At 43.7% G+C, this 15,418-nt stretch carries 7 protein-coding genes and 1 pseudogene; 4 read left to right on the top strand and 4 right to left on the bottom strand.

Going from position 1 to position 15,418, the window contains the following annotated elements; all coding sequences use genetic code 11:
- Positions 1 to 1,139, top strand: a pseudogene (locus BACINT_RS04155) (transposase); the annotation flags it as partial.
- A 94-nt stretch (positions 1,140 to 1,233) separates the two neighbouring features.
- On the opposite strand, the gene BACINT_RS04150 reads toward BACINT_RS04155, so the two are convergent.
- The 3 genes from BACINT_RS04150 to BACINT_RS24815 form a co-directional block, all read right to left on the bottom strand.
- On the bottom strand, positions 1,234 to 2,175 hold the full coding sequence (locus BACINT_RS04150) for a FecR family protein (RefSeq protein ID WP_007660806.1): 942 nt from the start codon (positions 2,173 to 2,175) through the stop codon (positions 1,234 to 1,236).
- On the bottom strand, positions 2,172 to 2,648 hold the full coding sequence (locus BACINT_RS04145; RefSeq protein ID WP_021967983.1) for an RNA polymerase sigma-70 factor: 477 nt from the start codon (positions 2,646 to 2,648) through the stop codon (positions 2,172 to 2,174). The genes BACINT_RS04150 and BACINT_RS04145 overlap by 4 nt, the downstream gene beginning before the upstream one ends.
- Positions 2,649 to 2,760: 112 nt before the next feature.
- The gene (locus tag BACINT_RS24815) at positions 2,761 to 2,931 is read right to left on the bottom strand and encodes a hypothetical protein (RefSeq protein WP_007660803.1); all 171 of its coding nucleotides are present in this window, start codon (positions 2,929 to 2,931) and stop codon (positions 2,761 to 2,763) included.
- A gap of 610 nt (positions 2,932 to 3,541) precedes the next feature.
- Between BACINT_RS24815 and BACINT_RS04140 the strand changes: the two genes are divergently transcribed.
- On the top strand, positions 3,542 to 6,604 hold the full coding sequence (locus BACINT_RS04140; RefSeq protein ID WP_044154731.1) for a SusC/RagA family TonB-linked outer membrane protein: 3,063 nt from the start codon (positions 3,542 to 3,544) through the stop codon (positions 6,602 to 6,604).
- 12 nt (positions 6,605 to 6,616) lie between these two features.
- A complete protein-coding gene (locus BACINT_RS04135; RefSeq protein ID WP_021967980.1) occupies positions 6,617 to 8,557 on the top strand; it encodes a RagB/SusD family nutrient uptake outer membrane protein in 1,941 nt (646 codons plus the stop codon).
- Positions 8,558 to 8,800: 243 nt separating this feature from the next.
- Here the strand turns inward: BACINT_RS04135 and BACINT_RS04130 are convergent, their stop codons facing one another.
- Positions 8,801 to 12,913, bottom strand: coding sequence for a hybrid sensor histidine kinase/response regulator transcription factor (locus BACINT_RS04130; RefSeq protein ID WP_007660795.1), 4,113 nt, complete (start codon positions 12,911 to 12,913; stop codon positions 8,801 to 8,803).
- A 233-nt stretch (positions 12,914 to 13,146) separates the two neighbouring features.
- On the opposite strand from BACINT_RS04130, the gene BACINT_RS04125 reads away from it, so the two are divergent.
- Positions 13,147 to 15,351, top strand: a complete 2,205-nt coding sequence (locus BACINT_RS04125; protein ID WP_007660794.1) for a sodium-translocating pyrophosphatase — start codon at positions 13,147 to 13,149, stop codon at positions 15,349 to 15,351.
- Positions 15,352 to 15,418 lie beyond the last annotated feature (67 nt).

The following is a 15,418-nucleotide window of genomic DNA, read 5'->3' as shown; positions in this document are numbered from 1 at the left end:
GGTCGAATCCTTCTGGAACAGGGGGACGAGCCATTGCACAAGAGACTCCGTAAAAGACACACCCGCCCATCACTCCGCCATGCTCTCTGACATAGTGATGACTAAAGAAGTCCTAGACACAGCCTGCGACAAAGGATAGGAACAAAGAAAGCCTGCGCGAAAAGAAGAAACAGCTCAAGGAACTGAAAGGGTATCGTGACAAGCTGATGGAATACGACAATCATCTTGACACTCTTGGAGAACGTAATTCCTATTCCAAGACTGATCCTGATGCCACATTCATGCGTATGAAAGAAGACGCCATGAAGAACGGGCAGACCAAGCCCGGATATAATTTGCAAATAGGTACTGAAAACCAATTTCTCATAGACTTCCGACTGTTTCCCAACCCTACCGATACACTGACGCTCATTCCTTTCTTCCACTCCTTCCAACATCGCTATAACCGCTTACCCGCTGTCGGGGTGGCAGACTCCGGTTACGGCTCAGAAGAAAATTACCGGTTCATGCAGGAGAACGGGATAGAAGCCTTTGTCAAGTATAACTTCTTCCATAAAGAACAGCGTCCCCGTTATACTCCCAATCCGTTCCATGCGGAAAGTCTCCATTACAATACAGAAGAGGATTATTACGTTTGCCCTATGGGGCAGCGCATGAACCGTATAGGGACCAGACGTGACAAAACTGCAAGCGGATACATCACCGAAAGTGCACGTTATAAAGCACAAAATTGCGAGGGTTGTCCTTTGCGTGGCAGTTGCTTTAAAGCCCAGGGAAATCGTATTATAGAAGTCAATCACCGGTTAAACCAATACAAACGGCAGGCACGGGAAAAATTGCTCTCAGAGGAAGGTATCAAGCATAGAGGCAGGAGGTGTATAGAACCGGAAGCTGTGTTTGGACAAATGAAATACAACATGGCATACCGCCGGTTCAGACATAAAGGAGAAGACAAGGTTACGATGGACTTTGCTTTCTTTGCTATAGCTTTTAATATCAAAAAAATGTGTGCTAAACTACTAAAAGCAGGAAAGGGAGGGACTGCACGCATTATATGTATTCTTATCAGAACAATTATGACGCAATATACGAGGAATATAGCCGCGTATTACCAAATTAGTGAAAAAAGAGTCGCATAGAGAAAAAAAACATTTAAATATAAAAAAAGGAGATGTGCCTTAGTTTTGACACATCTCCCTGTATATCAATGTTTGGGAGAATAATCGCTGATGATTACTTTTCCCTTTTTTGTTCCAGTTTGGCTATTCCCAGATCATTAAGTGCTTGCACTACTTCTTCCAAGGAAGTTGTTCGCGGGAAGCGGAAATGAATGCGTTGTTTCAGCAAGTCGGGCGAATGAAAGATGATACTGGCATTATACCATGTGCCGACAGACTTCATAATCTCCGCCAGTTCGGCATCATCGAAGCTGAACTCTCCTTTGGTCCATCCTTCCGTTGCGGTGAGTTGTGCTTCGGCTATGGTGAAACCATTATCTTCAGACAATATAGCTTGCTGTCCGGGCAATATGTCTTTCTGCCGTGTTTGTTTTTTGTCGCTGATGCGGACGCGCCCCTGAAATAAAGTAACTGCCGCTACTTTTCCCGGATAGGCATTTACGTCGAATACCGTGCCCAATACTTGTGTCTGCATCTTGCCGGATGAGACGATGAAAGGGCGTTCGGCATCCTTTGCCACTTCGAAGCGTGCTTCTCCTGTCAGATGGACTTCACGGGTGCCCTCTGTGGGGAACAGTTTAGGATATTCCAGGCGGGAATTGGCACTGAGTGTAACCTGTGTGCCATCGTCCAGAGTGATTTGCGTGGTAGTGGCTGGGGGAGTTGAAAGAGTAATCCTACCATTGCTCTCCGAGGTGATGATTGCTTCGGGGACATCCAGGGCCGCAAAGATTTCAATATTTTGAATCGTATCTTCGCCGGTGATGCGGGGCACGATAAGCACTGCCAGCACTACGATGGAAGCTGCAATGCCGGAAGTCCACATCTGTATGATGCGTCTGCGCTTTCGGGCGTCTTGCCGGGAGGCAAAAGCATTCCATGCCGCGCGGGTTTCTTCTTCCGAAGGCAAGTCTCCGAGCGATTCTCCGAAGGCATTCAGTAATCTGAGGTCTTCAGTATCCATCTTGAAATTATTTTCTTTTCTCTCTTCCATCATCGGTTTCCTCCTTTCAGGGTCATTGCTTCGCGCAAGGTACGCAAAGCTTTGGATATATGTTTCTTTACGGTGTCGGGACTGATGCCAAGCTGTTCGGCTACTTCCCGATAGGTTTTATGTTCATAATAACAGAGCCGCAATACCGTGCAGGTTGGTTCCGGTAGGTTGCGGGCGATGCTTTCCGCCTGTTGCAGTAGTCGCTCATGTTCCCGGTAGTCGGTCGCTACATCCATGCGGGTGGCTTCGCGTAGCGCTTCCAGGTTGGTGGCTTCTACTTGCAGATGCTTCAGACGGTTAAGGCAGGCATTACGTGCGGCAGTGTAAAGCCAGGCTCCCCGGTTTTCCGGTTCCAGCTTTTCGAATTGTTTCCACGCCTGCTCCATCACACTACCCACAATATCACGGGCTTCTTCTCCGTCGCCCAATAGTTGGGTGGCGTAGCGCACCAGACGGGGATATAGCTCCGTGAACATCTGTCCGAAAACTTCTCTTTTTGTGTCTTTTTTATGAAACAAGATATTACCGCCGTATGTAACGACCTTTACCCCTTATTGTAACGCTCTTTACCTCGGTATGTAACGACCTTTACTTCGGCGTGTAAACGGAGTTATCATTTGAGGTAAACAGAATCATCCTTTGGGGTATTCCTTTCAGTACTGTGCGGATGGCTTCGCCTTGCGTCTGTTTACGGATACTTGCTGTTACGTGATAATTCTCCGTCTCTTCATAGGCAAAAAGGATATTCTTGCCGGCCATCTTCTCTATCTGTTTCAGTGCGGCAGACAGCTTTTCGTTTTTTAGTTCCAGGCTGACCAGGCTGGCTGTTTGCTGTGCATTTGCGGTTGGGGTAAAGAGTAAAAAAATATACTGTGTATATCATCCATGCCTTTCTAAAAGTAAAATCTGTGCGTTTCATTATTCCTTTGTTTTTATTGATTTTACTTATACTACAACATGGGTGCTCAATCGGGTACGGTTTTCGACTGTAAATTTAGTGTAATTATTGAGCCGTCATTGAGCAAACGGAAGATTATGGCGGATTTTGATGGATAAATTGGGAAAATAGCTATTAAATGACTGGCTAATACTGACTTTCCATGTTGCGAGTAACCTATATTAACGATTATGTAACATATTACTGGTACTATGTTACGTGGAGGAAAATATGTGTATTATTTGTTTTCTTGCATTTGTTTTTTATTATATAGTTTTGCCTTCGAGAAGTTTTTTAATGCAAAAAACTATGTTGTGAGTAGTAAAATATGTTTAACCTATAAATTGATGTATATGAAGACATAAAAGACGAATCTTAATGCGTGAACTTGTATTTTTAATTAATGGTAATTTAAATCAAAAAAATGTTTTTATGAAAAACACTAATTCTTATTTTAAACCTTTGGTACTATTGTTCTTACTTAGTGTAATACCCTCGTGGGGTTTTGCACAAAGTATCCGGGTGCAAGGTGTGGTAAATGATAATGCGAGTGAATCGATTATCGGAGCTAATGTGACTGAAAAAGGTACTACAAACGGAGTGATTACTGATTTGGATGGTAAATTCTCGCTTTCAGTGCAGAAAGGAGCTACGCTCGTAATTTCTTATATAGGATATGTGACGCAGGAAATTCCGGTAGAAAATGAAACCGAACTTAAGGTTATACTGAAAGAAGACTCCAAAGCATTGGAAGAAGTTGTTGTAATCGGTTATGGTACGGCACGCAAGTCGGATGTAACGGGATCTATTGCATCTGTAGGCGGCGACAAATTGCGTGAAGTACCTGCCGCTGATGTATCTTATGCTCTGCAAAACCGTATTGCCGGCGTGGATATGTCACAGACATCTTCTCGTCCGGGTGCCACTATGCAGATACGTATTCGTGGTACACGTTCTTTGAGTGCTACTAACGACCCGTTGATTGTGTTGGATGGAATACCGTTTATGGGTAGCCTTACCGATATCAATCCCAGCGACATCAAGAGTATGGATATTTTAAAAGATGCTTCTTCAACGGCTATTTATGGTTCGCGCGGTGCCAATGGTGTTATCCTTATTACAACTCATAAAGGTGTGACTGGTGCTCCTGCCAAAGTATCATATAATGGTTATGTAGGTTTGAAAAAGGTATTCTCCAAATATCCTATGATGAACGGTGAAAAGTTTGCTGAAATGCGTAAATATGCAGGTAAATTTGAGAATTCTATGGATGAATCGGATGATGTCAATACCGATTGGCAGGATCTGATGTACCGTAATGGTTTTGTTACCAGCCATGATGTTAATATTTCAGGTGGTACGCAAGGTGGAAACTACAGTTTTGGTGGTGCATACTACAAAGATCAAGGTGTGATTCCTACACAGAATTATACCCGTTATTCATTGCGTGGTTCGTTTGATCAAGGTGTAGGTAAATACTTCCGTTTTGGCCTTACCACAAACAGCAATTACAATGTGACTAAAGGCAACAACATCGGTCTGTATGGCGTATTGTCTGTTTCTCCTATAGCCAATCCGTATAACGAAGACGGTACTTTGAAGCGTACTGTAAAATATAACAGTCAGGATGAGGCATTCGTGATGACTCGCGATGTTGTAGAGAATTTGGAAGAGAAATGGTTGAACGAAAGTAAAGGATTCGGTACTTATAACAACCTTTTTGCGGAAGTTCAATGTCCATGGATAAAAGGATTGAAGTATCGTATGAACCTTGGTTTAAACTATCGTTCCACTAAGCAGGGTGAGTTTACCGGTTACGGCATTAACAATACGGCGCCCGATGCTCCCTCTACTGCAGCATTGGCACATTCGGAAACAACGAACTGGGCGGTTGAAAACTTGCTGACTTACGACCGCACTATCGGAAAACACCAATTCAACATCATTGGAATGTATTCAGCCGAACAAACTGTTTATACGCGTTCTCATGTGGCAGGTCGGGATATTCCGGCAGAGTATTTCCAGTACTACAATATTGGTCGTGCTGAAGGTACTATTACTGTAAATCCGAGTAACTGGAATTATCAAAAGACAGGTTTGATGTCATGGATGGGGCGTGCGATGTACACTTATGATAATCGTTATATGTTGATGGCAACGGTTCGTTCGGATGCTTCTTCACGTTTGGCAAAAGGTCATCAATGGCATACTTATCCGGCTGTATCTGCCGGTTGGAATATCCGTAACGAAGCCTTTATGGATGGTATAGAGTGGCTGGATATATTGAAATTGCGTGTAGGTTATGGTGAGACTTCCAATCAGGCTGTAGATCCTTATAAGACATTGGGTAGACTGAATACGCGTCCTTATAACTTCGGACCTACTAATTTTGCTACGGGATACTACGTATCAGAAATGCCCAATGCGATGTTGGGCTGGGAATATTCTTCCACATGGAACGTAGGTTTGGATTTCACTTTGTTCAATGGTCGCTTGTCCGGTACTTTCGAATACTACATCCAGAAGACACATGATTTGTTGCAGAACGTGAACTTACCTTCTACATCAGGTGTAGGTAGCTACATGGCCAATGTGGGTAAAACCGAGAATAAGGGCTTTGAGTTGACATTGAACGGTACGATTCTTGACAATCATAACGGATGGACATGGGATGCCAGTCTGAATCTTTCTGCCAACCGCAATAAACTGGTTGAGTTGGCATCAAAGAAAGACCGTGATGAAGGCAATGGCTGGTTTGTAGGCTATCCTATTGACGCTATTTTTGATTATGAATATGTCGGCTTGTGGCAAGAAGGAGATCCTTATCTCGATATTCTTGAACCGGGTGGTAATGTAGGTATGATCAAGGTGAAATATACCGGCGATTACAATGCGGACGGTACTCCTGTACGTGCTATCGGACCGGAAGATCGTCAGATCATGAGTTTGGAGTCTAAATTCCAGGGAGGTTTTAGTACGCGTGTGGCTTATAAGAATTTTGACCTGAATGTGATTACTGCGTTCAAGTGTGGCGGTAAGTTGTTGAGTACGCTTCACCATTCCAGCGGTTATCTGAATATGTTGAGCGGCCGTCGTGGACAGGTAGATGTAGACTACTGGACAGAAGAGAATACCAATGCTAAATATCCGAAACCGGGTGGCATTCAAAGTGGTGATAATCCGAAGTATGGTTCTACGTTGGGATATTTTGACGCTTCATATTGGAAAGTACGCACCATTACATTGGGCTACAACATGGACAACCAACGTTGGCTGAAACAACTGGGAGTACAAGGATTGCGTGCATACGTAACGATCCAGAACCCGTTTGTAATCTGTTCTCCGTTCCATAAGGAAACCGGGCTTGATCCGGAGACAAACTCCTATGGTGATGAGAATGTAGCAGTGGTAGGTTTTCAGAGACGTTTCCTGACAGTAGGTACGAACTCACCCTCTACGCGTAACTATTTATTTGGTATTAACTTGACATTCTAAAGTATTATGAAGATGAAATCGATATATTCTCCTATAAGAGTTCTTGGAACCGCTGCTTTGGGTCTGCTTTTGGCAACTTCTTGTTCCGATATCCTAGACGAACAACCCCGTAGCAGCTATGATCCAACTTTCTTTAAAACGGAAAAAGGTGTGGAAGGCGGTATTACTTCCATGTATTCTTATTTGCGCGACATCTACGGACAGGCTTATTACTACAATTCCTGTCTTACGGGTACGGACGAGGCTACTTACGGACAAAGCGCCGACGGCAACTTTAAGGATGCCGATCTTTCGGGAGTAGGAAACCTGACCTCTTCTACTTGCCGTGCGGATGCATTATGGGGTATGGCATTTACTAATATCAATACTTGCAACGGTGTGATTGCTAATGGCGGAGAAGTGGGTATATCAGAATCTTTGATATCCGAAGCGCGTTTCTTCCGTGCCATGTACTATTTCCTGCTGGCTCAGACTTTCGGTGGTGTACCCTTGGACTTGGGCTCTGGTGAGTTGGCTTTCAACATTACTCCGTCACGCACGTCCGTGCGTAATACGGTACCGGAAGTTTATACTAAAGTCGTTTTCCCTGATTTGGTTACAGCTGTTCAGAATTTGCCGGACAATCCTCGTATGACGGGTGGTTTGACTAAAACAGTGGCTCGTCTTTATTTGTCAAAAGCTTATCTGACTTATGCATGGTGGTTGAAGAATCCGAACAATATTCCTACTTATCCGGAATGTCAGAGGACCGATCCTGATGGACATGATGCGGCTTGGTATTTCCAGCAAGCTTATAATATCGCTGTAGAAGCCATAGAGAATCCTGGTCCGTTCGGTTTGGAAGAAAGTTTCTGGAAAGTGAATGCAGGAGTTAATGATCGCAATAAGGAAATCTTGCTTTATGCTGACCATACTCAAGAAGATGAATATTATAATGGTGGTAGCTTGTCATACGGTGGTGGTGGCGCTCCCGATAACTTTGCCGGATGGATGATGAACTGGAATTATACGGATGCGCAATCTAAAGTGAACGGTGTCACTGTGGCTCCTGTCATTCGTGTGGCAGAGCAGGCTTATGGTCGCCCTTGGACTCGTATGGCTCCTCCTCATGGGGTGTTTACTCACACTTTCGCTGATAAAGTGAATGACTCTCGTTATGATGGAACTTTCACGACAGTATATCGTGGAAATTGGTCAACCAATGGTGCCAATTGGGATGCAGTGGAAAACGCCAACGGAATGATGGTAAAAGAAGGGGAACCAATTTTCTCTTTCTTGCTTGAAGAGGATCCTAACGTTGCCTATGGTTCCAATTTGGGTAATTTAGGCGCAGGTACTCTGCCCGGACGCGCCGATTGGGTAATGAATCCCAGTGGAATCAGCCGTCGTATATTTCCTGGACTGTGGAAATTAGGTCCGTATCGTACGGATAACGGTACAGGTACAGGCCAGCCGAATGCAGGTAGTACTCGTCCTTACAATATAGCTAAGTTTTCTGAACTTTATTTGGTGGCTGCTGAGGCTGCAGTAGAGGGTGCGACTACTAAGAGCGGAAAGAATGCGCGCGAACTGGTGAATGTTCTTCGTGCACGTGCCGGTAAATGGACATTCAGTAATGCTCTTAATGCAGAAGTATTGGAAGACCATAGTGCGGAAATGGTTGCCGCCACTCCGGTTACCATTGATATCGACTATATTCTTGATGAACGTTCACGCGAGTTCTTTGGTGAGGGTTATCGCTGGTTCGACCTTGTTCGTACACAAAAGTGGAATGAATATGCTGATGAGTATGTGATTTGTGGAAACGATAAGGGAGATCATACCCCGAAAACTTACCGTCGTACTATCGAAGCGTTCCATTATCTTCGTCCCATTCCGCAAGGACAATTGGACGGTATGGAAATGACCAAAGAAGAAAAGATGGCCTATCAGAATCCGGGATACAGAGATTGAACCGGAATGTATAGACTTTTACGACAATTTATTAATGTACGTATGCAAGATTGACCTATAAGGGGTTAACAATTAGGTCGCTTAGTTTGATATTCTTACTTTTTGATCAAAAGGTAATTGTGGATTTTCTAAAATTCAAAAAGAGAATATAGAACTGAGCGACCTATTATTACCGGTAAACTTTCAGGCTATTGCTGTTAAACTATTGTGCTTATACTGATAAACCCGACAGCCTGCTTTATTTCATTCCACTTTATTTTTCTCCATGGTATCCACGATATTGGACTTTGCGTTGTTGGCACTCTGTTCCATATAGATAGTGGGCGAGACACCGAATAATTCTTTGAACGCTGTCGAAAAATGAGTGGTGTTGGCAAAACCTACCGCCTCTGCCACTTCCGTGATGTTATGGTGTTTCTGTGCAAGTAGGAGGGCAGCTTGTTTCAACCGGACATTGCGTATAAAGTTGCGTGGTGATTGGTTGGTGAATTCTTTTATTTTGCGATATAAGTGTACACGACTGATTCCTGCTTCTGCTGCAATCATTTCCACGCTGAGATTTGGGTTTGCTATTTCCTTGTTAATGATGGCCATTACACGTGCTATTAGCTTTTCATCCGGTGATTGAACCTCAATCGGTTGTACCTTATCTGTTTGTTCCATACTTCCGTTAAAGGTGTTTTTTATCAGTTCGTGCCTGTAGATGACATTTCGGATTGTTTTTTTCAGAACGTCTATATTGAACGGTTTTGTGATATAGGCATCCACTCCTCCTTCTAAAGCCTCCAGATTACTTTCTTCATTAATTTTGGCAGTCAGCAGGATGACCGGAATGTGGCTGACAAGAATGTTTTGTCTTATTTTCCGGCAGAGGGTCATTCCATCCATTTCCGGCATCATGACATCACTGATAAGGGCGTCGGGTGCATCCTTTATGATTTGCTCAAAAGCTTCTTGTCCATTGTTACATTCAGTTATGTGGTAGTCGGGGGTTAGTTCCTGACGTATGTATCTGCGTATCTCTTCATTATCATCTGCTATCAGTATGCGATATTTGGTTTTGGTGCGTATTCTTTCTTTTTCCTCATTTTCAGGTAAGAATATGGGTAACACCGGATTATTGTCAGATGCGATCTGTCCTTCAGTGTTAGTTTCTTCTATTTCCTCCGGTTTCAAGTGTTCTTTTCCTAATGGCAGGCGAATGATGAATCGGCAACCGGCTTTTTCTTTATTATTTTCGGCATGGATTGTTCCTTTATGTAATTCAACTAGCGATTTGGTCAAATGTAGACCGATTCCGGTACCTGAATTATTTAATCTGTTGGCAACTTGATAAAAACGGTCGAAAATACGTTCTATTTCTTTTTCGTCAATACCCGTACCGCTATCTTCTATTACAATCTTAAAATAAGCTGGTTTTGTTTCGTACGCTTCATGTGTTTGCAGGTAGATATTGATTTCTCCTCCTGATTCGGTGAACTTAAATGCATTTGAGAGTACATTGAATATGGCCTTATCAAGATTTTCAGGATCTATCCAGGCACGTAGTTCTTCTGTATCGGGATGGAAGTTCAAGCTAATCTTTTTGGCATTTGCCTGATATTCGAAGCTACTGGATAGATTACGTATAAACTCTACTATTTCTACTTCTCTAAATTTCAGTTGCATCTGGCCTTTGTCAAGCTTGCGGATGTCCAGTAGCTGATTCACCAATTGGAGGAGACGTCCAGCGTTACGCGAGATGGTTTGGTAGTTTTTTTGGCGTTCTTCGTTTCTGTCCTTGCTCATTAGTTTTTGCAGGGGGCTGAGGATAAGGGTGACCGGGGTACGGATTTCGTGAGAGATGTTGATGAAGAATTGTAACTTGGCCTCGTTGATTTCTTCAGCATGTATGTGTTCTAATAATTTTTGGTGAACTTGATAGCGATGGCGTATCTGTGCGCCAATGATGTAAATTATGGTCAGTGCTATCAGCAGGTACACTCCTTTGGCCCAATTTGATGCATACCATGCGGGAGAGATATTGACAATGAAATTTTTAGGTTCGGAATAGAAAGTATAATCTTTGGCCTTGATACTGAACTTGTAAGTGCCGGGTGTCATGTCATTAAAAGATATCCGGTTAATACCTGATTGCATAGTCACCCACTGTCCGTTGTTGACTGAGTACATATAAGTAATGCGTTCAGGATTGAAGAATTCCATGACAGAAAACTCCATGCTGAAAGAATTATGTTTGTGCGACAGATTGAACTGTTGAGCATTCATAACGGAGGTTTCTATGATTCTTCTTCCTTCGGACAACGTATTACTGTTGACGCTTTGATTGTGTATATAGAAACCGGTGAGATGCACGGAAGGAGTGGTAGCTATATCTTTTATTTCTGCAGGATTAAAATAGGTAACCCCGTTAATTCCACCGAACAGAATATGTCCGTTGTTGTCGGTACAAACGGCTCTTTTGCTGAACTCATTACCTTGCAGGCCATCATTGGCATAATAAGGGGTAAAGTTGCCTTTTTGTGGGTTGTAGCGTGCTATCCCGTGGTTGGTACTGAACCATAAAGCGCCATTGATATCTTGGGTGATGGCGCATATGATGTCACCAGGCAGTCCGTCTTTTTGTGTGTATTCACGTATTTTATATTCTTGGGGATGCATGGCTTTCAGCCCCTCCGATGTGCCTATCCATATAGTGCCTTCTTTGTCTTCATAAAGGGAATGGATGACGGAATTTGGAAGGAGTGTATTGGTGTTGAAAGCGGTGGCAAGGTGCATGGTTTTCAGGTCAAGGCAACCCAGCCCGTCATAAGTGCCGATATAGAGTCTTTCGTCATGACTGTGTAACAGGCTGGTTATCCAGTAACCGGGCAAGAAGTTGCCGGTTGCATAGTATGTACTGTCTTCTTGTTCATAGCGATGCAAGGTTTCGGTGTTTAGATCTATGTAGTAAAGTCCGTTACCCATGGTGTCTATCCAGAGTCGGTCGTGTTTGTCTTCTGCAAAGCTGTATACACGCAGTTTCCCTTCTTTGCTGTCTGCATCGGTTTTTCTTTTGAAATATTGGCAATGGCCGGTTTCTTTGTCAATCTTAGCCATACTTTGCATGTATGAACCTATCCAAAGATTCTGACGCGAGTCTTCGTAGATACTCATGATGGTTGAAGGTACTGAGCCGGTTTCCTGTGTAGGAGGGAAGTGGACGGTATGTTTACCATTCTTTTCCACTTTGTATAAACCATCGTTGTCTGTACCTATCCATAATGTGCCGTCATGATCGTTACAGACAGACATAATACAATTGGAACCGATGATATTGTTTCGTACGGATTTGTATCCTATATATTGAAAACCATTGGCAATGGCAGGAATCAGCAATACCCCTTTTTGGAAGAATCCTAACCACAGATTGCCGAAACGGTCTTTCATAATGGAATGAATTTTTGACTTGTCAAGGTTGAAAGTGGTGATGTTTAACTGATTTTCTGTGATAGTGCGACTTTGAATGTTATATACTTTCAAACCGTATCCGTCAGTTCCAATGTATATTTCGTCCGGCGTGGCAAGAAGAAGACTTTTGACAGGTAATTCAGGGTGATTGGCATAGATGATGGGTTCAAATAAGTCGAGAGTTGGATTATATTTAAGTAGTCCTTTACCTAAGGAACCAATGTAAATCTGTTTGTCGGGGGTCTCACAAATACTACTAATGGTATATTCTGATTCGTTTGCCCCTTTCTGATAGCAGTGTAGTTGTTGGTTCCGGTCTATTCTGAAAATTCCATTTTCACCGGCACTTATCCATAGGTTACCATTACGGTCTTCGTGAAGCGCATTTACGATGGGGATAGGGATTCTTTTCTCCATGCTAATTCCGACCAGTCCTTTATGGGTGTTTGTAATCTTGAACAATCCTTGACCGGCGGTACCCACTAATAAATCTCCGTTACTCAGTTCTTCTATGGCGGCTACGTTAGGTTCTACTATTATACCATCTTGCAGAATCAGTGGGATATCGGTAAAGCGGTCGGCATCAGCACTGTAGTGTTGTAATCCACTTAATGTTCCTACAAAACACTCCTTCTTGCTGCTTTCAAAGACACAACGTACATAATTGTTTGCTAAGGAGTGTTCATCGTTTTTGTCGCTTTTGTAGATAGAGAATTTGGCACCGTCATATTTGTTTAGTCCATCTTCTGTGGCAATCCAGATAATTCCGTTATGGTCTTGATAGATAGAATTTATCATGCTGCTCGATAACTCCTGATCTGCTGTAAATAGGCGACCTGTTTGTCCGTAGCACAATATAGACATCCATGCATAGAAGATACATAGTATAATAGATTTTTTGTTCATAAGGTTCTTTTTTTATATAGCAAGCAAATGTAGTAATTATTTTGTTATTTATGTAACTAACTCTTCTTTTGTATGAAAATATAGGGTTGGGGCATAGTTTATGTGAGTTGTATGAGCTGTGATGAAAGTAGATCATATAGTTTAAAAGCAAATAATTCTATTTATTTTTTGTTTATTTCGTTTCAAATCAATACTTTTAGACTTTCAATCAACCTTTTAATACGAATAACACCATGGACAGTTTGCTTTTCTGGCTGATTCCGGCCGCTTCCGTTTTAGCTCTCTGCTTTGCTTACTATTTCCATAAGCAAATGATGAAAGAGAGTGAGGGTACTCCGCAAATGATAAAGATTGCCGCCGCTGTGCGTAAAGGCGCGATGTCTTATCTGAAACAACAGTATAAGATAGTTGGCTGGGTATTTCTGGGACTTGTGATCCTTTTCGCTATTATGGCTTATGGTTTCGATGTACAGAATCGTTGGGTACCGATTGCTTTCCTGACGGGCGGTTTCTTCTCCGGACTCTCCGGATTCCTCGGTATGAAGACGGCAACGTATGCTTCGGCACGCACAGCAAATGCTGCCCGTAGTTCACTGAATGCGGGATTGCGCGTCGCTTTCCGTAGCGGTGCGGTAATGGGACTGGTTGTAGTGGGCTTGGGCTTGCTCGATATTTCTTTCTGGTATCTGTTATTGAATGCGGTTATACCGGAAGATGTTTTGACTCCGACTCATAAACTCTGCATCATCACTACCACCATGCTGACTTTCGGAATGGGTGCTTCCACACAAGCGCTCTTTGCCCGTGTAGGTGGAGGTATTTATACGAAAGCTGCCGATGTAGGTGCCGACCTGGTAGGTAAGGTTGAGGCCGGTATTCCCGAAGATGACCCGCGTAACCCTGCAACGATTGCCGATAACGTAGGTGACAACGTAGGCGATGTAGCCGGTATGGGTGCAGACCTCTATGAAAGCTATTGTGGCTCTATCCTGGCAACTGCCGCTCTGGGTGCCGCTGCCTTTATTCATACGGGAGATACGGCCATGCAATTCAAAGCTGTTATAGCTCCGATGCTGATTGCAGCCGTAGGTATTCTTCTTTCTATTATCGGTATCTTCGCAGTACGTACCAAGGAGAATGCGAAGATGAAAGACCTGCTCGCTTCGTTGGCTCTCGGTACGAACCTAAGTTCCGTACTGATTGTAGTGGCTACGTTCTTTATTCTTTGGCTATTGAAACTTGATAACTGGATGTGGATATCTTGTGCCGTTATAGTCGGTCTGGTAGTCGGCATCATCATCGGACGTTCTACGGAATACTATACCTCACAATCTTACCGTCCTACCCAGAAGTTGAGCGAAAGCGGAAAGACTGGCCCGGCTACGGTAATTATTTCCGGTATCGGTTTGGGTATGTTGTCTACTGCAATTCCTGTGATTGCTGTGGTAGTCGGTATCATTGCTTCCTACCTGTTTGCATCGGGGTTCGATTTCAATAATGTAGGCATGGGACTTTACGGTATCGGTATTGCCGCCGTAGGTATGCTTTCTACCCTGGGCATCACGCTTGCTACGGATGCTTACGGTCCTATTGCTGATAATGCGGGCGGAAACGCTGAAATGTCCGGTCTGGGTGTGGAAGTGCGTAAACGTACGGATGCCCTCGACTCTTTGGGTAATACTACTGCCGCTACCGGAAAGGGCTTTGCTATTGGTTCGGCTGCACTTACGGGACTTGCCCTGTTAGCCTCTTATATTGAAGAAATCCGTATTGGACTGACCCGTTTGGGAACCACGGAATTAGCGCTTCCCCATGGGGATGCCGTGGCTCTTCAGGATGCCACCTTCTTCGACTTCATGCATCATTATGATGTGACGCTGATGAATCCGAAAGTACTTTCGGGTATGTTCTTGGGTAGTATGATGGCATTCCTCTTCTGCGGATTGACAATGAACGCTGTTGGCCGTGCTGCCGGTCACATGGTGGATGAGGTACGCCGCCAGTTCCGTGAAATCAAGGGTATACTTACCGGTGAGACAGAACCGGATTACGAACGTTGTGTAGCTATCTCCACAAAGGGGGCGCAACGTGAAATGGTAGTTCCTTCGCTGATAGCCATTTTAGCTCCGATTGCTACGGGACTTATCTTTGGTGTTCCCGGTGTGCTGGGATTGCTGATCGGTGGGTTGAGTAGCGGTTTCGTTCTTGCCATCTTTATGGCGAATGCGGGCGGTGCATGGGATAATGCAAAGAAATATGTGGAAGAAGGAAACTTCGGCGGTAAGGGTAGCGAAGTACATAAAGCTACTGTGGTAGGCGATACGGTAGGTGACCCATTCAAAGATACTTCCGGTCCGAGTTTGAATATACTTATCAAGCTGATGAGTATGGTAGCTATCGTGATGGCCGGACTGACGGTTGCGTGGAGCCTCTTCTAAGGAAAGTTGCCTGAAAAAACAAGGGGTGAGGAAACTTAATAAATAAGCCATCTGTCAATGTGGAAAA

The sequence above is a fragment of the Bacteroides intestinalis DSM 17393 genome, assembly GCF_000172175.1.
Taxonomy (GTDB): Bacteria; Bacteroidota; Bacteroidia; order Bacteroidales; family Bacteroidaceae; genus Bacteroides; species Bacteroides intestinalis.
This window is presented reverse-complemented; position numbering and strand designations above follow the sequence as displayed.